Origin of the sequence: Inhella proteolytica, assembly GCF_016093275.1 — a bacterium.
GTDB lineage: Bacteria > Pseudomonadota > Gammaproteobacteria > Burkholderiales > Burkholderiaceae_C > Inhella > Inhella proteolytica.
The window spans coordinates 121,270-137,246 of the sequence record NZ_JAEDAK010000011.1 but is presented as its reverse complement, the minus strand read 5'-3'; the positions used below and the strand labels follow the sequence as shown (position 1 = coordinate 137,246).

Below are 15,977 nucleotides of genomic sequence, written 5' to 3'. Positions count from 1 at the left end.
GCGCATGAGCTTGATCCGCGATTCGGTCCGCGAGCTGGCGCGTTTTCGGCTTCGCATCTGGGCGGCCATCGCCTTCGTGCTGCTGTGTTTCGCGCTGCTGGTGTTCCGGCTCTTCACGCTGCAGGTGCTGCGGCATGAGGAGCTGCATCAGGCGGCCGAGAACAACCGCGTCACCGTGCTGCCCATCGCACCGAACCGAGGCCTCATCAAGGACCGCAACGGCGTGGTGCTGGCCAGTAATTACTCCGCCTACACGCTGGAGATCACGCCTTCGCAGATCGAGGGCGAGCTGGACGCCTTGATCGACCGCCTGGGCGAACTCGTCGAGATCCAGCCGCGCGACCGGCGCCGCTTCTTCCGCCTGCTGGCCGACGGCAAGCGCTTCGACTCGCTGCCGATCCGCAACCGCCTCAGCGACGCCGAGGTTGCGCGCTTCACGGCGCAGCGCTGGCGCTTCCCGGGTGTGGACGTGCAGGCGCGCCTGTTCCGTCAGTACCCGATGGGCGAAGTGGGCAGCCATCTGCTCGGCTACATCGGGCGCATCAATCCGCGCGAGCGCGAGGCCATGGAGGACTGGGAGGACGAGCGCCTGGCCAACTACAAGGGCACCGACTACATCGGCAAGCTCGGCGTGGAGCAGGCCTATGAGGCCGAACTGCACGGCATCACCGGCTACCAGCAGGTTGAGACCAGTGCCGGCGGGCGCGCGGTGCGCAGCCTCGGCCACAAGCCGCCCACGCCGGGCAACACCCTGCAGCTCTCGATCGACATCCGGCTGCAGCATCTGGTGGAGGAGATGTTCGGCAACCGCCGTGGCGCCCTGGTGGCGCTGGACCCGCGCAACGGCGAGGTGCTGGCCTTCGTCTCCAAGCCGGGCTTCGACCCCAATCTCTTTGTGGATGGCATCGACGCCGAGAGCTGGAAGCTGCTGAATGAATCGATCGACAAGCCGCTGCTGAACCGCGCGCTGCGTGGCACCTACCCGCCGGGCTCGACCTTCAAACCCTTCATGGCGCTGGCGCTCCTGAACACCGGCGTGCGCAAGACCGACACCATCATCAACGACACCCTGGTCTACCACTTCGGCGGCCGCGCCTTCGGCAGCCCCGAGAACGAACGCGGGGGTGCGATGGACATGCGGCGCTCGATCGTCGAATCGAGCAACGTCTACTACTACGGCGCCGCCCACGAACTGGGCGTGGACCGCATCCATGACCAGCTCAAGCCGCTGGGCTTCGGCCGCCTGACCGGCATCGATCTGGAGGGCGAGGTGACCGGGGTGCTGCCCAGCCAGGAATGGAAGAAGCGCCGCTTCAAGCAGCCCTGGTTCCCCGGCGAGACCATCAGCCTGGGCATCGGCCAGGGCTACAACGCCTTCACGGTGCTGCAGATGGCCAGCGCCACGGCCACCCTGGTCAGCGGTGGGCAACGCTTCAAGCCGCGCCTGGTGCGCGAGATCGAGGACGTGGTCAAGCACGAGCGCCGCCATGTCTCGAACGATGCGCTGGAGCCCTTGCCCATCAAGCCCGAGCACGTCAATTTCCTGAAGGACGCGCTGCATGGCGTGACCTACCAGGGCACCGGCACGCGGGTGTTTGCCGGCGCGCCCTACGCGAGCGGCGGCAAGACCGGCACGGCCCAGGCGGTGGGCCTGAAGGCCGGCCAGAAGTACAACGCCGCCACCATGGAAGAGCGGCGTCGCGACCACAGTTGGTACATGGCCTTCGCGCCGCTGGAGGAGCCCAAGGTGGCGCTGGCGGTGATCGTCGAAAACGCCGGCTTCGGCTCGGCCGCGGCGGCGCCGATTGCGCGACGCGTGTTCGACTACCTGCTGCTGGGGGTGGTGCCAAGCGAGGAAGACCTGGCCCTGATGCGCGAGGGCAAGGCCATGGCCCCGGTGGGCAAGCCGCGCCCCGCGAGTGCCTGGCGCCTGCCCAACGAGTTGCCCGCGCCTGCCGAATCCGCCTCGGCGGCCTCGGCGCCATCCTCGGCAGCATCCGGAGTTCAACCATGAGCCGCGTCATCCAACGCCCCGCGCTGTGGCGCCGCCTGCGCCCGCTCTGGCGCGGTCTGGACGGCCCGCTGCTGCTTGCCTGCCTGTGGCTGATGGGCTGGGGCCTGCTGGCGATGTACTCGATCGGTCACGACCATGGCACCCGCTTCGTCGACCACGCGCGCAACTTCGGCATCGGCGCTCTGATCCTGTTCACGGTGGCGCAGGTGCCGGCACAAAAGCTCACGCGGCTGGCCTTGCCGCTCTATCTGCTGGGGGTGTCGCTGCTGATCGCCGTGGCCCTGTTCGGCATCACCAAGAAGGGCGCGACACGCTGGCTGAACCTAGGCGTGACGGTGATCCAGCCCAGCGAGATCCTGAAGATCGCCACGCCGCTGATGCTGGCCTGGTGGTTCCAGCTGCGCGAGGGCCAGCTCAAGCTGCTCGACTTCCTGATCGCCTTCCTGCTCCTGGGCGTTCCCTTCGCGCTGATCGCCAAGCAGCCGGACCTGGGCACCGGCCTGCTGGTGCTGTTCGCGGGCCTGTACGTCATCTATTTCGCCGGCCTGTCCTGGAAGCTCATCCTGCCCTTGCTTGGTGCGGGCCTGATCGGCATCGCGGCGCTGATCGCTTACGAGCCGCAGATCTGTCAGGACGAGGTGAAGTGGCCGCTGCTGAAGGACTATCAGAAGACCCGTGTGTGCACCCTGCTGGACCCGCACAAGGATCCGCTGGGCAAGGGCTTCCACGTGCTGCAGGGGGAGATCGCCATCGGCAGCGGCGGCCTGAGCGGCAAGGGCTTCATGCAGGGCACGCAGACGCATCTGGAGTTCATTCCGGAGCGCACCACCGACTTCCTGTTTGCCGCCTTTGCCGAGGAGTTCGGCCTGTTCGGCGCACTGGCCTTGCTGCTGGGCTTTGGTGCGCTGATCCTGCGCGGCCTGAACATTGCGGCCAATGCGCCCAGCCTGTTCGAGCGCCTGTTGGCCGGCTCCATCACGCTCTCGTTCTTCACCTATGTGTTCGTCAACATGGGCATGGTGATCGGCATCCTGCCGGTGGTGGGCGTGCCGCTGCCCTTCATGAGCTACGGTGGCACGGCCATGGTGATGCTCGGGCTGTCGCTCGGCCTTCTTCTCGCCATCGGCCGCAGCCGCTCGCTCATCCAGCGGTGAAGCGGATCGTGAAGCGCGCGCCCGGAGGCTCGTTGCCGCGGCGCTCGTGGGCATCTTCCAGTTCGATGCGGGTGCCATGCCGGGCCGCGATCTGGCCGGCGATGGTCAGGCCCAGGCCCGAGCCGTCCACGCCGGTGCCGAGCTGGCGGTAGAAGGGCTGGAACACGCGTTCGCGCGCCGCCGGGGCGATGCCGGGGCCGTTGTCCTCGACCTGCAGCAGCACCACGCGGCCGAAGCGGTCCTCGCTGACGCGCACCGTCACCATGCCGCCGGTGGGGGTGTAGTTCAGCGCGTTGTCCACCAGGTTGCGGATCAGCTCCACCAGCAGCCAGGGTTGGCCGGGGAAGCTGAGCTCGCAGCGTTCGGGGCCGTCGTAGCCCAGGTCGATGCGCTTGGCCAGCGCCCGCGGCACGAAATCCTGCACCGTGTCTCGCGCCAGGCTGGCCAGGTCCACGGGCTCGGTGGCCAGCGCCTCGCCGCCTTCCGCCCGGGCCATGGCCAGCAGCTGGTTCACCATGTTGGCGGCGCGCTGGCTGGACAGGGCAATCTGCTCCAGCGAGCGCGTCATCTCCTCGGCCGTGGCCTGGCCGGATTGCACCGCCCGCGCCGCCAGCTCGGCCTGGGTGCGCAGCCCGGCCAGCGGGGTTTTGAGCTGGTGCGCGGCGTCGGCCAGGAACTGCTTCTGGCTTTGCAGCGCTTCCTCGCGCCGCGCCAGCAGGTCGTTGATGGCGCGCACCAGCGGCGCCACCTCCTCGGGCGCGCTGCCTTCGTCGATCGGGCTCAAGTCTTCGGCGGCGCGGCTGCGGATGCGCTGCTGCAGCAGGTCCAGCGGCTTGAAGCCCTGCACCAGGGCCAGCCAGGCGAGCAGGGCGGCCAGGGGCAGCAGCACGAACTGCGGCAGCAGCACGCCGCGGATGATGTCGCTGGCCATGCGCTGGCGCTTGCCCAGGGTCTCGGCCACCTGGATCAGCAGGCCCTCGCTGTCGGCCGCGCTGGCTTGTGGGCGCACCCACAGCGTGGCCACGCGCAGCGGCTCGCCGCCCAGGGCATCGTTGCGCAGGCGCACCTCGCCGGCCGAGGCCGTGCCGCGCTCCGCCACCGGCAGGCGGCGCTCGCCGGCCAGCAGCTCGCCGCGCGGGCCCAGCACTTGGAAGTACACCAGGTCGCCCTCTTCGCCGCGCAGCAGCGAGAGCGCCGGGCCGGGCACCGCCTCCGGGTGGCGCACCACCTGGTCCGCCAGCGCCCGGGCCGATTCGCCCAGCTCATGGTCGAAGGGGCGCGCGGCGATGTCCTGCGCCACCGCCCAGGTCAGGAACACGCTGACCGGCCAGATCACCAGCAGCGGCGCCAGCATCCAGTCGAGCAGCTCGCCGAACAGCGAGCGCGGACCGCGCGGCACCTCGGGCAGGGTCAGGCTCATGCCGGCCGCCCCGGCGCTCCAAACACCGGATCAGGCATCGTTGGCGATGCGTTCCAGGCAGTAGCCCAGCCCACGCACCGTGGCGATGCGCACCGGGCCCTGCTCGATCTTCTTGCGCAGGCGGTGGATGTAGACCTCGATGGCGTTGTTGCTGACCTCGTCACCCCAGCTGCACAGGTGCTGCACCAGCTGCTCCTTGCTCACCAGGCGGCCGGCGCGCTGCAGCAGCACCTCCAGCAGCGAGAGCTCGCGTGCCGAAAGATCCACCATCTGTTCGTTCAGATAGGCCACGCGGCCGGTTGAGTCGAAGCTCAGCGGGCCGTGCTTGATGATGCTGCCGGTGCTGCCCAGGCCGCGCCGCGTCAGCGCCCGCACGCGGGCCTCCAGCTCCTGCAGCGCAAAGGGCTTGGCCATGTAGTCGTCCGCACCCAGGTCCAGGCCCTGCACGCGCTGCTCCACGCTGTCGGCCGCCGTCAGCACCAGCACCGGCACATGGGCGTTCAGGGCGCCGCGCGAGCGCAAGCGCCGCAGCACCTCCAGGCCATTGAGCTTGGGCAGGCCGATGTCCAGGATCAGCAGGTCGAACTCATGCGTCAGCAGGGCCGTATCGGCCTCGCTGCCGCTGGCCACCTGATCGACCGCGTACCCGGCTGCGCGCAGCGCGCGCATCAGGCCGTCGGCCAGCACTTGATCGTCTTCGGCAATCAGTATTCGCATCGTGCAAGGTCCTTGGCCCGCCCGCCGGGCCCTGGGGTGGTCGATATCATCGGCTGCGCCCGGCTCACGAGTTTCCCTGCTCCGCGAAGCCGGCCCCTGCAGGCCATGCCGACGCAGGAAATACCTGTACGAATATCCAGTCCTGTGGTGATAATGCGCTCCCCACAGGAGGCAACGATGGACGCACCCGTTAAGTCAATGAACACCGAAAAGCAGAAGGCCCTGGCGGCCGCCCTGGCCCAGATCGAGAAGCAATTCGGCAAGGGCTCCATCATGCGCCTGGGTGAGGGCGAGGCCATCGAGGACATCCAGGTCGTCTCTACCGGCTCGCTGGGTCTGGACATCGCCCTGGGCGTGGGCGGCCTGCCGCGCGGCCGCGTGATCGAGATCTACGGCCCCGAGTCTTCTGGCAAGACCACGCTGACCCTGCAGGTCATCGCGCAGATGCAGAAGCTCAGCGGCGTGTGCGCCTTCATCGACGCCGAACACGCGCTGGACGTGCAGTACGCGCAGAAACTGGGCGTGAACCTGCAGGATCTGCTCATCAGCCAGCCCGACACCGGCGAGCAGGCCCTGGAGATCGTCGACGCCCTGGTGCGCAGCGGCTCGGTCGATCTGATCGTCATCGACTCCGTCGCCGCGCTCACGCCCAAGGCCGAAATCGAGGGCGAGATGGGTGACCAGCTGCCCGGCCTGCAGGCGCGCCTGATGAGCCAGGCGCTGCGCAAGCTCACCGCCACCATCAAGAAGACCAATTGCACGGTCATCTTCATCAACCAGATCCGCATGAAGATCGGCGTGATGTTCGGCAGCCCCGAGACCACCACCGGCGGCAATGCGCTGAAGTTCTACGCCTCGGTGCGCCTGGACATCCGCCGCATCGGCTCGATCAAGAAGGGCGAGGAAGTCATCGGCTCCGAGACCAAGGTCAAGGTCGTCAAGAACAAGGTCTCGCCCCCCTTCAAGACCGCCGAGTTCGACATCCTCTACGGCGAAGGCATCAGCCGCGAGGGCGAGATCGTCGACATGGGCGTGCTGCACAAGATCGTCGACAAGAGCGGCGCCTGGTACGCCTACAAGGGCGAGAAGATCGGCCAGGGCAAGGACAACGCGCGCGAGTTTCTGCGCGAGAACCCCGACCTGGCGCTGGAAATCGAGAACCGCATCCGTGAAGCGGTGGGCGTGGCGCCGCAGGCCGCGGGCGAGGCCGGCGCCGACGAATGAGTGAGGCGCTGCCGACCGATCCCGGCTTGCGCCGGGTCGGTCTGTTCTGGGCCTGCTACCAGGCACGCGACTGGGCGGGCGCCGAAGCCCTGCTGCACCCGCAGGCCAGCTGCCGCTGGCGCGCCACGCGCGAGCGCTTTGACGGGCCCGCCGCCATCGTGCATGTGAACGCGGTGTACCCCGAGGGCTGGAGCATCCATCTGCTGGAGCTGCACCGCCTGGCACCGCAACTTGTGCTGAGCCTTGTGCGTGTCGACCATGAAGGCCGCTCCTTCTGGGCGCACAGCCATTTCCGCTTCGAGCAGGAGTGGATTGCACAGATCGATGAGTACTGGAGCGACGCCACCGAGGCCCCGGCCTGGCGCGAGGGCTTGGCCGGCCGCCGCCTGACGCCACCCGACGCCCGCCCCGGCCTGCCGCTGGACCCGGCCCTGTGGGCCTGAGACGCCCGGCCCCCAGCCTGCGGGCGCGGGCGCTGGGCTATCTGTCCCTGCGCGAGCACAGCCGCAGCGAGCTGCGCCGCAAGCTGCTCAACGTGCTGCGGCGCCAGCAGGCGGCAGCAGGGCCAAGTGAAGAAGCCCCTGCACCGCCCGACGAGGCCGAGCTGGACGCCCTGCTGGACGCGCTGGCACGCGAGGGCTGGCTCAGCGACAGCCGCTACATCGAGAGCCGGCTGCGCACCCGCTCGCCGCGCTTGGGCGCTCGACGCCTGGCGGCCGAACTGGCGCAGCAAGGCCTCAAACCCGAGGGCGAAACCTGGGAGCAGGTGCAGGCCAGCGAAGCGGAACGCGCCCAGGCCCTGCTGTTGCGCCGCTTTGGCGAGGACCCGCCAGGCGATGCCAAGGAGCGCGCGCGCCGGGTGCGGTTTCTGGTTTCACGCGGGTTCGCCCAGGGTCTGGCGCTGCGCCTGACACGCCCGGACGCTGCGTCCGACACGCTTGACTGAGGTCAGCTCGGCGTCAGATCCCCCCTGCTATATTTCGCCCCCAGCCCCGACGCGCGTGATTGCAACTTCTTGCGGCGTCGGGGTTTTTTGCTGCCCGCCCGATTCCCATGCTGTCGCCCGCCCCCTCGACCCAGCGCCAGTTGCTGCACCGCCGCAACCTGGCCGTTGAGGTGTTCGAGCGCGCCGATGGCTTGTTCGACGTCGAAGCGTCGCTCAGCGACGTCAAGGCCCATGACATGCGCCTGGCTACTGGCATCCGACCGGCCGGCCACCCGATCCACGACATGCAGCTCTGGCTGGTCGTGGACCGCCAGCTCCAGATCCACGCCGCCGGCTCCAGCACCCTGGCCATGCCCTACCCCGGACAGTGCGACCAGCACGGCGATGCTTATGCCAAGCTCGCCGGCCTGAACCTGCTCAAGGGCTTTCGTGCCGGCCTCAAGGAGCGCCTGAGCGGCACGCGCGGCTGCACCCATCTCACCGAACTGGCGGCGGTGCTGCCGACGGCCGTCATCCAGGCCTTTGCGGGCCGGGTGCTGGACACGCGCGAAGGCAGCGGCGACGACCAGCCGCCGTTCCAGATCGACCGCTGCCACGCCCTGCGGCGTGATGGTGACGTGGTGCAAACTTACTACCCCCGTTGGTACCGCCCCGCAGGCGGCCACCACTCCTGATTCCTCCAACCCTCCCACAGCCATGAAGATCCACGAATACCAAGGCAAGGAAATCCTGCGCCAATTCGGCGTGCCGGTGCCGCGCGGCATCCCCGCGTTCACCGTGCAAGAAGCCGTTGAAGCGGCGCAGAAGCTGGGCGGCCCGGTTTGGGTCGTCAAGGCGCAGATCCACGCCGGTGGCCGTGGCAAGGGTGGCGGCGTCAAAGTCGCCAAGAGCATCGACGAGGTCAAGGACAAGTCCGAAGCCATCCTCGGCATGCAGCTGATCACGCACCAGACCGGCCCGGAAGGTCAGAAGGTGCGCCGCCTCTACATCGAGGAGGGTGCGGACATCCAGAAGGAGTACTACCTCTCCTGCGTGACCGACCGCGGCACCCAGCGCGTGGCCTTCATCGCGTCGAGCGAAGGTGGCATGGACATCGAGGAAGTGGCGCACAGCCACCCTGAGAAGATCATCAAGGTCTTCGTTGACCCCGCCACCGGCCTGACCCAGGCCCAGGGCGAGGAGCTCGCCAAGGGCGTCGGCATGCCGGCCGACTCGGTGGCGCAGTTCATCGATGTGTGCCAGAAGCTCTACAAGTGCTACATGGACACGGACGCCTCGCTGGTCGAGATCAACCCGCTGAACCGCGACGGCAAGGGCAACATCATTGCCCTGGACGCCAAGTTCAACTTCGACGCCAACGCACTGTTCCGCCACCCCGAGATCGTGGCCTACCGCGACCTGGACGAGGAAGATCCGGCCGAAATCGAGGCTTCGAAATTCGACCTTGCCTACATTAGCCTGGACGGCAACATCGGCTGCCTGGTGAACGGTGCCGGTCTGGCCATGGCCACCATGGACACCATCAAGCTGTTCGGCGGCGAGCCGGCGAACTTCCTGGACGTGGGTGGCGGCGCCACCGCCGAGAAGGTCACCGAGGCCTTCAAGATCATGCTCAAGAACAAGAGCGTGAAGGGCATCCTCGTCAACATCTTCGGCGGCATCATGAAGTGCGACACCATCGCCGAAGGTGTCATCACCGCCTGCAAGGCGGTCAACCTGAGCGTGCCGCTCGTCGTGCGCATGAAGGGCACGAACGAAGACCTGGGCAAGAAGATGCTGGCCGAATCGGGCCTGCCCATCATCAGCGCCGACACCATGGCCGAAGCAGCGACCAAGATCGTTGCTGCGGTGAAGTAAGCCCTGGAGAACAAGACATGTCGATCTACATCAACAAAGACACCAAGGTCATCACCCAGGGCATCACCGGCAAGACCGGTCAGTTCCACACCCTGGGCTGCCAGGCCTACGCCAATGGCAAGAACTGCTTCGTCGCCGGCGTGAACCCGAAAAAGGCCGGCGAGAAGTTCAGCGAGATTCCCATCTACGGCACCGTCAAGGAAGCCGCCGCACAGACCGGTGCGACCGTCAGCGTGATTTATGTACCGCCGGCGGGTGCCGCCGCCGCGATCTGGGAGGCCGTCGAGGCCGACCTGGACCTGGCGATCTGCATCACCGAAGGCATCCCGGTGCGCGACATGCTGGAAGTGCGCAACAAGATGAAGGCCAAGGAGCTGGCGGGCGGCAAGAAGACCCTGCTGCTGGGCCCCAACTGCCCGGGCCTGATCACCCCTGAGGAAATCAAGATCGGCATCATGCCCGGCCACATCCACCGCAAGGGCCGCATCGGCGTCGTGTCGCGCTCGGGCACCCTGACCTATGAGGCGGTGGCCCAGCTGACCGAGATTGGCCTGGGTCAGTCCAGCGCCGTGGGCATCGGCGGCGACCCGATCAATGGCCTTAAGCACATCGACGTGATGAAGGCCTTCAACGACGATCCGGACACCGACGCCGTGATCATGATTGGCGAGATCGGGGGGCCCGACGAAGCCGAGGCCGCGCGCTGGTGCAAGGCCAACATGAAGAAGCCCATCGTCGGCTTCATCGCCGGTGTGACGGCCCCTCCGGGCAAGCGCATGGGCCATGCCGGTGCGCTGATCTCGGGCGGTGCCGATACCGCCGATGCCAAGCTCGCCATCATGGAAGAGTGTGGCTTCACCATCACCCGCAACCCCAGCGAAATGGGCCGCCTGCTCAAGTCACTGCTGTAATGCGAGCTTGCTGATGCCTGCGGGGGCCGAGCGGCCCCCGTTTTCTTTTCTGCCCTGCACCCATGGATTGGCTCACCGACCCCACGTTCTGGCTTGCCGTTGGCCAGATCATCATGATCGACATCCTGCTGGGTGGCGACAACGCCGTCGTCATCGCGCTGGCCTGCCGCCGCCTGCCGCCGGAATTGCGCGTCAAGGGCATCTTCTGGGGCACGCTCGGAGCCATCGTGCTGCGGGTCGTGCTGATCTTCTTTGCGCTCACGCTGCTCAAGCTGCCGGCACTCAAGCTCGTCGGGGCGGCGCTGCTGCTCTGGATCGGCGTCAAGCTGCTGATGCCCGAGGACGAGGATGCCCATGGCAACATCCAAGCCAGTGACAAACTCTGGGCGGCCGTCAAGACCATCGTCGTGGCCGATCTTGTGATGAGCGTGGACAACGTGATCGCGATTGCCGGCGCCGCCCAGAATGCGGGGCAGGGCCACCAGATGAGCCTGGTGGTCTTCGGTCTGCTGGTGTCCATTCCCATCATCGTCTGGGGCAGCCAACTGGTGATCAAGCTGATGGATCGATTCCCCGTCATCGTCGTGGCTGGCGGCATGCTGCTGGGCTGGATTGCGGGCGGCTTGGCATTGGGCGACCCGCTGCTTGCAGATCTGCGTGCGCACTGGCCGGTCTGGTCGGCCTATGTCGCCAGCGCCCTCGGGGCGGTGCTGGTCTGGGGGCTGGGTACCTGGTTCGCACGCCGGGCCGCACCGGCGCAGGCCTGACGCCATGGGCTGGCTGAACAAGATCAAGGGCCTGCTGGGCGGAGCGCCGCGCCACCAGCGCACGCAGGCCCTCAGCACCCAGCCCATGACCACGCAAGCGCTGGGCAGCACCATGCCGGTGGGCGGCGAGCTGGTGTCGGCCGAGGTGCCGGCCCACATCCAGATCGGTGCCGAGCTGGGGCGCGGTGCCATGGCGGTGGTGCACCGCGCGTTTGACAGCCAGCGCGGATGCGAGATCGCGGTCAAACGGCTGCTGCTGTCGGCCGAATACGACCCAGCGGACCTGGCGGACGTGCGCGCGCGCTTTTTGCGCGAAGCGCGCGCCGCCCGCGCGTTGACCCATCCGGACATCCTGCAGGTGTACGAGATCGGAGAAAGCGGGGGCGACGCCTGGATCGCCATGGAACTGGTGCATGGCCGCGATCTCAGCCACCATACCCACCCCAGCAACCTGCTGCCGGTGCGGGAGGTGCTGCAGATCGCCATCCGGGTGGCGCGTGCGCTGGATCATGCGCACCGCCAGGGCGTCATTCACCGCGACATCAAGCCTGCCAACATCATGTACGACCGCGCCTCCGGCACGGTCAAGATCATGGACTTCGGCATCGCACGCATCGCGGACGGCAGCCGCACCCGTACCGGCCTTGTGCTGGGCACGCCCAGCTACATGGCGCCCGAGCAACTCGCGGGCATGACCGTGGATGGCCGCAGCGACCTCTATGCCCTGGGCGCCGTCATGTACCAGCTGCTCAGCGGCCGGCTGCCCCACCAGAGCGAATCCATGGCGCGACTGATGTACGAAATTGCCAATGAGCGCGTCGCCGATGTGCGCGAACTGCGCCCCGGCCTGCCGGAGGCGCTGGCGATGGTGCTTGCACTGGCCCTCGAAAAGCGTCCGGAGCTGCGTTACTCGAACGGCGAGGATCTGGCGCAAGATCTGGAGACCGTGCTGGGCCAGCTTGATCCCCTCGATTCCGGGGAGACACGGGCCCCCGAGCCCACCCCTGCGGCACCATCGCCCCAGTCCTTCGCCGCGACCCAGCGTATTCAAAACAATCCTCCGCCGCCCCGTCCATGAGCTTGCCCTACCCTCTGGAATTGGCCGGCCTGACCGATGTGGGCCGGGCCCGCACCAATAACGAGGACGCCTTCGCCCTCGACAACGAAGCCGCCCTGGCCGTGCTGGCCGATGGCATGGGGGGCTACAACGCCGGTGAAGTGGCCAGCCAAATGCTTGTCGGCTTCCTTCACTCCGAACTGGGGCGTTGGCTGAAGGAGGCCGCTGCGGCGGCGCCGCCGGAGGCCGTGCGCCGCGCCGTCGAGATCTGCGTGGACAACGCCAACCGTGCCATCCATGCGGCAGCCAACAGCAACGCCCGTTACGCCGGCATGGGCACGACCCTGGTGATGGCGGTGTTTCGGCCGGAGGGTGTGTGCGTGGCCCATGTGGGAGATTCCCGGGCCTACCGCCTGCGCGACGGCAAGCTGGAGCAGATCACGCGCGATCACTCATTGCTGCAGGAACAACTCGATGCCGGTTTGATCACGCCGGAGCAGGCGGCCGTGGCCCTGCACAAGAACCTGGTGACGCGGGCGGTCGGCGTGGAAGAACAAGTGCAAGTGGACATCGCATTCCACCCCCTGCAACCTGGGGACCAGTTCATCCTGTGCTCGGACGGACTGTCCGACATGCTCAATCCCAGCCAGCTGCTGGCGTTGTGCCAGCGCAGCGCCAACCTCGCGGATGCGGCCCGCCAGCTGATTGCCGGCGCAAATGAGCAGGGCGGGCGGGATAACATCACAGCCGTTTTGGCACGCGTTGGCCCGCAGGGGCGGACGGAGCCCAGATCCTGGTGGGGCCTGGGCCGTCGATAAGGCCTCGCGCCAACTGCCTCCATTCACAAAAACCAATCGAGGACCCGATGGCCAAACTGGTGTTGTCGCTAGACGGCGTGGTGATCAAGGAAGTCCAACTGACCAAGGACCGCACCAGCCTGGGGCGGCGCCCGTACAACGACATCGTGATCGACAACCTCGCGGTCAGTGGTGAGCACGCGGTGCTCCAGATGATCGGGGCCGAGGTGTTCATCGAAGACCTGAATTCGACGAACGGCACCTACATCAACGGCAAGGCCATCAAGAAGCAGCAGCTTCGCCCCAATGATGTGGTGGAGATTGGCAAGTACAAGATCAAATTCCTCGCCGATGAGCACATGGACTACGACAAGACCATGCTGCTCAAGCCCGGCGAGATGCCGCCCAGCCTGCCCCCGCGGCCGGCTTCGCCCAGCGGCTTCGGTGGCCTGGGCGCCTCTGCAGGCCCCGCCAGCATCAAGGTGCTGAATGGCGCGGCGGCCGGCCGCGAAGTGCCCCTGACCAAGGTGGTGACCACGGTGGGCAAGCCTGGCGTTCAGGTGGCTTCGATCACCAAGCGCCCGACTGGCTATGTGTTTTCCCATGTCGAGGGCAGCCAGCGCCCGCTGATCAACGGTCAGCCCATGCTCACCGACGGCGTGCCGCTGAAGAGTGGCGACGTCATCGAACTGGCGGGCACGCAGATGCAGTTCAATCAGGCGTGATGCCTGTCACGCCCCTCGTCAGCGCGGCTTGCGCGAACGGGGAGGGGCGTGCAGCACTGCGCGGCGCCCAAGCTCGGTGCGGACTACAGTGGGTCGGATGTTTTCCGGCGGCCCGCTTTCCGCGAACTAACCCATGAGCCTGCGCGTGCTGGGCTGCAGCGGCGCCATCGCTGCCGGCTGCAAAACCACTTCCTTCCTGCTCGATGAGCGTGTCCTGATCGACGCCGGCACGGGTGTCGGCGACCTGCCCCTGGATCAGCTGGCGCGCATCGACCAGGTGCTGCTGAGCCACTCCCACCTGGATCACGTCCTCAGCATTCCATTGCTGGCCGATGCGGTGCTGAGGCGCCGACGCGCCGCCCAGGCGGGGCCCATACGGATTCATGGATTGCGCGAAACCCTTGAGGCGCTGCAGACCCATCTGTTCAACGGGGTGATTTGGCCGGACTTCACGCGCCTGCCCTCCCCGGAAGAGCCGGTTCTGAGCTTCCATCCCCTGCAGGTGGGCCAACGCCTGGAATTGATTGGTGGTCGGCTGGTGGAGGTGCTGCCTGCGGCACATACCGTCCCCGCCTGCGGCTACGCCATTCGATCCCTGGCGGAAGAGCGCTGGTCGATTTACACCGGAGACACCGGGCCCAATCCAGCCCTGTGGGAGCGACTGCGTGAGCTCCCCGTGCGCCAATTGATCATCGAGGCCGCCTTTGGCGACGAAGAACTGGACTTGGCTCGCGTCAGTCGGCATCACTGCCCAAGCACGTTGGTGCCCGAACTGCGCCAACTGCACGCCTTGCGTGCGGGTGCGGAGGTCTGGATCACCCACATCAAGCCTGGCGAAACCCAAGCCGTGATGGCCCAGTTGGCGGCACAAGCTGGCCTGCCGGTGTGCCCCAGGCCCTTGCAGGCAGGCCAAACTTTGAGCCTTGGCTGACAGGATGCGTCGGCAGCGGCTGACAAAATTTGTCGGCCCAGCCCGGCGCCTCAGGGAAAGCGTGAGAAATCCCTCGGAATCAGCCTTCCTACACTTGGCACGACCCCTGCATTTAAGGGCCTGTCCTCAACCCTAGCTTCCATGAAGGAGTCTTCCATGAAGCGCGTTCAACAAGGTTTCACCCTGATCGAACTGATGATCGTCGTGGCGATCATTGGTATCCTGGCTGCGGTTGCGCTGCCGGCTTATTCGGATTACACGAAGAAGGCCAAAATGTCTGAAGTGATCCTGGCTACGAGTCAGTGCCGTACCACGATCGCTGAGGTCTATCAGACCGCACCGGCTGGCACCGCCGTGTCTGCGAATGGCTGGGGTTGTGGTGAAGGCACCACCTCCACGAAGTACGTTTCGGGCATTGCGACCGATGCCAATGGCGTGATCACTGTCACGGCCCAGGGCTTCTCCGACACCAACATTGATACCAAGACCATCACGCTGACTCCGATGACCTCGGCTGGCGTGGCGCTGACGACGGCTTCGATTCCCACCCAGGTTGGCACCTTCAAGTGCGCTGCTGGCACGATGCCGCCGAAGTTCTTGCCGGGTTCGTGCAAGTAAACGCCAAGTTTCGGTGAGTGTGCGGCGCCTTCGGGCGCCGCACTTTTTGGTGCCAAGCTTTTCCATGTCGAAATTGCGAATTGATGCGCGCCCTTGGCAGGCTTCGCTGAATGTGGCACTCATCCATCTGGCTCTCAGCGGGGCGGTCATCCTGGTGATCGCTGCCCTTGCATTCTGGGTGTGGTTTCCTACGCCGTATCGCGACATGCTGGCTGGCAATCGCCTGTTCATGCTGATCGCATGCGTAGATTTGGCTTTAGGGCCTTTGCTGACCCTGGTGGCGTTTGACCCGCGGAAGCTTCGCAGGGTGCTGGCTCGCGATCTCTGCGTGATTGCCTGCCTTCAGTTTGCAGCGCTGGGGTACGGCGTCTGGACGATGTTCGCGGCTCGGCCGGTGCACCTCGCCTTCGAAGTCGATCTGTTCCGTATCGTTACGCAAACGCAAGTGGATGACGAGAGCCTACGGGCTGCGCCCGATCCACTGAAGGTGCTGCCATGGGGCCGCCCGACGCTGATTGGCGTGATCAAGCCGACCGGAGCCAACCTGGTTGAAGCGACCCTGTTGGGTATGACAGGGGTTCATCTTGCTCACCAACCGAAGTACTGGCTGCCCTTTGAGGCTGTTCGCTCGCAAGTCTGGAGACGGGCCCGGCCCCTGGATCAGCTCAGGCTGAGAAATGCTGCTGAGCGCCAAGCCCTCTCCACGGCGCTGAAAGCAGCCGCCCATCCAGCTGCCACCCTGCGCTGGGTGCCCGTCTTGTCTGCTCGTTCCAGTTGGATAGCTCTCGTGAGCGAAGTTGGAGAACCTGTGGCGTTTGCAGACATTGATTCCTACTAGC

General features: G+C 66.5%; 17 protein-coding genes. 15 read left to right on the top strand and 2 right to left on the bottom strand.

All coding sequences use genetic code 11. The features are described 5' to 3' along the window. The first annotated feature begins 4 nt into the window (after positions 1–4). Both mrdA and rodA read left to right on the top strand, forming a co-directional pair. Positions 5–2,014 carry a penicillin-binding protein 2 gene (mrdA, locus tag I7X39_RS16035; protein ID WP_198112170.1) on the top strand — a complete coding sequence of 670 codons (2,010 nt, stop codon included), beginning with the start codon at positions 5–7 and terminating at the stop codon, positions 2,012–2,014. Next, positions 2,011–3,168 carry a rod shape-determining protein RodA gene (rodA, locus tag I7X39_RS16030; protein WP_198112169.1) on the top strand — a complete coding sequence of 386 codons (1,158 nt, stop codon included), beginning with the start codon at positions 2,011–2,013 and terminating at the stop codon, positions 3,166–3,168. The genes mrdA and rodA overlap by 4 nt, the downstream gene beginning before the upstream one ends. On the opposite strand, the gene I7X39_RS16025 is transcribed toward rodA, so the two are convergent. Next, positions 3,155–4,588: a sensor histidine kinase N-terminal domain-containing protein gene (locus I7X39_RS16025; RefSeq protein WP_198112168.1), complete on the bottom strand. Its 1,434-nt coding sequence runs from the start codon at positions 4,586–4,588 to the stop codon at positions 3,155–3,157. The two genes, rodA and I7X39_RS16025, sit on opposite strands and share 14 nt — an antisense overlap. A gap of 30 nt (positions 4,589–4,618) precedes the next feature. Further along, a complete protein-coding gene (locus I7X39_RS16020; protein ID WP_198112167.1) occupies positions 4,619–5,305 on the bottom strand; it encodes a response regulator in 687 nt (228 codons plus the stop codon). A gap of 177 nt (positions 5,306–5,482) precedes the next feature. On the opposite strand from I7X39_RS16020, the gene recA reads away from it, so the two are divergent. The 13 genes from recA to I7X39_RS15955 all read left to right on the top strand — a co-directional run bounded on the left by recA (position 5,483) and on the right by I7X39_RS15955 (position 15,976). Then, complete coding sequence (gene recA, locus I7X39_RS16015) at positions 5,483–6,529, top strand: recombinase RecA (protein ID WP_198112166.1); 1,047 nt, start codon at positions 5,483–5,485, stop codon at positions 6,527–6,529. Further along, positions 6,526–6,972, top strand: coding sequence for a nuclear transport factor 2-like protein (locus tag I7X39_RS16010; protein ID WP_198112165.1), 447 nt, complete (start codon positions 6,526–6,528; stop codon positions 6,970–6,972). Before recA ends, I7X39_RS16010 begins: the two co-directional genes overlap by 4 nt. Further along, positions 6,963–7,475 carry a regulatory protein RecX gene (locus tag I7X39_RS16005; RefSeq protein ID WP_198112164.1) on the top strand — a complete coding sequence of 171 codons (513 nt, stop codon included), beginning with the start codon at positions 6,963–6,965 and terminating at the stop codon, positions 7,473–7,475. Before I7X39_RS16010 ends, I7X39_RS16005 begins: the two co-directional genes overlap by 10 nt. A gap of 107 nt (positions 7,476–7,582) precedes the next feature. Further along, positions 7,583–8,149 (top strand): DUF2889 domain-containing protein, encoded by a 567-nt coding sequence (locus I7X39_RS16000; protein WP_198112163.1) that lies wholly within the window; start codon positions 7,583–7,585, stop codon positions 8,147–8,149. A 22-nt stretch (positions 8,150–8,171) separates the two neighbouring features. Then, positions 8,172–9,332, top strand: a complete 1,161-nt coding sequence (gene sucC, locus I7X39_RS15995) for an ADP-forming succinate--CoA ligase subunit beta (protein ID WP_198112162.1) — start codon at positions 8,172–8,174, stop codon at positions 9,330–9,332. Between the two features lie 17 nt (positions 9,333–9,349). Next, a complete protein-coding gene (gene sucD, locus I7X39_RS15990) occupies positions 9,350–10,243 on the top strand; it encodes a succinate--CoA ligase subunit alpha (protein ID WP_198112161.1) in 894 nt (297 codons plus the stop codon). Between the two features lie 62 nt (positions 10,244–10,305). Beyond that, positions 10,306–11,010: a TerC family protein gene (locus I7X39_RS15985; RefSeq protein WP_198112160.1), complete on the top strand. Its 705-nt coding sequence runs from the start codon at positions 10,306–10,308 to the stop codon at positions 11,008–11,010. A gap of 4 nt (positions 11,011–11,014) precedes the next feature. Further along, positions 11,015–12,088 (top strand): serine/threonine-protein kinase, encoded by a 1,074-nt coding sequence (locus I7X39_RS15980; RefSeq protein WP_198112159.1) that lies wholly within the window; start codon positions 11,015–11,017, stop codon positions 12,086–12,088. Then, the gene (locus I7X39_RS15975) at positions 12,085–12,885 is read left to right on the top strand and encodes a Stp1/IreP family PP2C-type Ser/Thr phosphatase (protein WP_198112158.1); all 801 of its coding nucleotides are present in this window, start codon (positions 12,085–12,087) and stop codon (positions 12,883–12,885) included. Before I7X39_RS15980 ends, I7X39_RS15975 begins: the two co-directional genes overlap by 4 nt. Positions 12,886–12,932: 47 nt before the next feature. Next, entirely contained in the window at positions 12,933–13,589 is a 657-nt protein-coding gene (locus tag I7X39_RS15970; protein WP_198112157.1) for an FHA domain-containing protein, read from the top strand. 133 nt (positions 13,590–13,722) lie between these two features. Continuing rightward, complete coding sequence (locus I7X39_RS15965; RefSeq protein ID WP_198112156.1) at positions 13,723–14,520, top strand: MBL fold metallo-hydrolase; 798 nt, start codon at positions 13,723–13,725, stop codon at positions 14,518–14,520. A 156-nt stretch (positions 14,521–14,676) separates the two neighbouring features. Next, the gene (locus I7X39_RS15960) at positions 14,677–15,138 is read left to right on the top strand and encodes a pilin (RefSeq protein ID WP_198112155.1); all 462 of its coding nucleotides are present in this window, start codon (positions 14,677–14,679) and stop codon (positions 15,136–15,138) included. 64 nt (positions 15,139–15,202) lie between these two features. Then, positions 15,203–15,976, top strand: a complete 774-nt coding sequence (locus I7X39_RS15955; RefSeq protein ID WP_198112154.1) for a hypothetical protein — start codon at positions 15,203–15,205, stop codon at positions 15,974–15,976. Position 15,977 lies beyond the last annotated feature (1 nt).

Bases quoted from the DNA above. Each gene is read 5' to 3' on its own strand.
- mrdA (WP_198112170.1), top strand. From the start codon at position 5: ATGAGCTTGATCCGCGATTCGGTCCGCGAGCTGGCGCGTTTTCGGCTT.
- rodA (WP_198112169.1), top strand. From the start codon at position 2,011: ATGAGCCGCGTCATCCAACGCCCCGCGCTGTGGCGCCGCCTGCGCCCG.
- I7X39_RS16025 (WP_198112168.1), bottom strand. From the start codon at position 4,588: ATGAGCCTGACCCTGCCCGAGGTGCCGCGCGGTCCGCGCTCGCTGTTC.
- I7X39_RS16020 (WP_198112167.1), bottom strand. From the start codon at position 5,305: ATGCGAATACTGATTGCCGAAGACGATCAAGTGCTGGCCGACGGCCTG.
- recA (WP_198112166.1), top strand. From the start codon at position 5,483: ATGGACGCACCCGTTAAGTCAATGAACACCGAAAAGCAGAAGGCCCTG.
- I7X39_RS16010 (WP_198112165.1), top strand. From the start codon at position 6,526: ATGAGTGAGGCGCTGCCGACCGATCCCGGCTTGCGCCGGGTCGGTCTG.
- I7X39_RS16000 (WP_198112163.1), top strand. From the start codon at position 7,583: ATGCTGTCGCCCGCCCCCTCGACCCAGCGCCAGTTGCTGCACCGCCGC.
- sucC (WP_198112162.1), top strand. From the start codon at position 8,172: ATGAAGATCCACGAATACCAAGGCAAGGAAATCCTGCGCCAATTCGGC.
- sucD (WP_198112161.1), top strand. From the start codon at position 9,350: ATGTCGATCTACATCAACAAAGACACCAAGGTCATCACCCAGGGCATC.
- I7X39_RS15985 (WP_198112160.1), top strand. From the start codon at position 10,306: ATGGATTGGCTCACCGACCCCACGTTCTGGCTTGCCGTTGGCCAGATC.
- I7X39_RS15980 (WP_198112159.1), top strand. From the start codon at position 11,015: ATGGGCTGGCTGAACAAGATCAAGGGCCTGCTGGGCGGAGCGCCGCGC.
- I7X39_RS15975 (WP_198112158.1), top strand. From the start codon at position 12,085: ATGAGCTTGCCCTACCCTCTGGAATTGGCCGGCCTGACCGATGTGGGC.
- I7X39_RS15970 (WP_198112157.1), top strand. From the start codon at position 12,933: ATGGCCAAACTGGTGTTGTCGCTAGACGGCGTGGTGATCAAGGAAGTC.
- I7X39_RS15965 (WP_198112156.1), top strand. From the start codon at position 13,723: ATGAGCCTGCGCGTGCTGGGCTGCAGCGGCGCCATCGCTGCCGGCTGC.
- I7X39_RS15960 (WP_198112155.1), top strand. From the start codon at position 14,677: ATGAAGCGCGTTCAACAAGGTTTCACCCTGATCGAACTGATGATCGTC.
- I7X39_RS15955 (WP_198112154.1), top strand. From the start codon at position 15,203: ATGTCGAAATTGCGAATTGATGCGCGCCCTTGGCAGGCTTCGCTGAAT.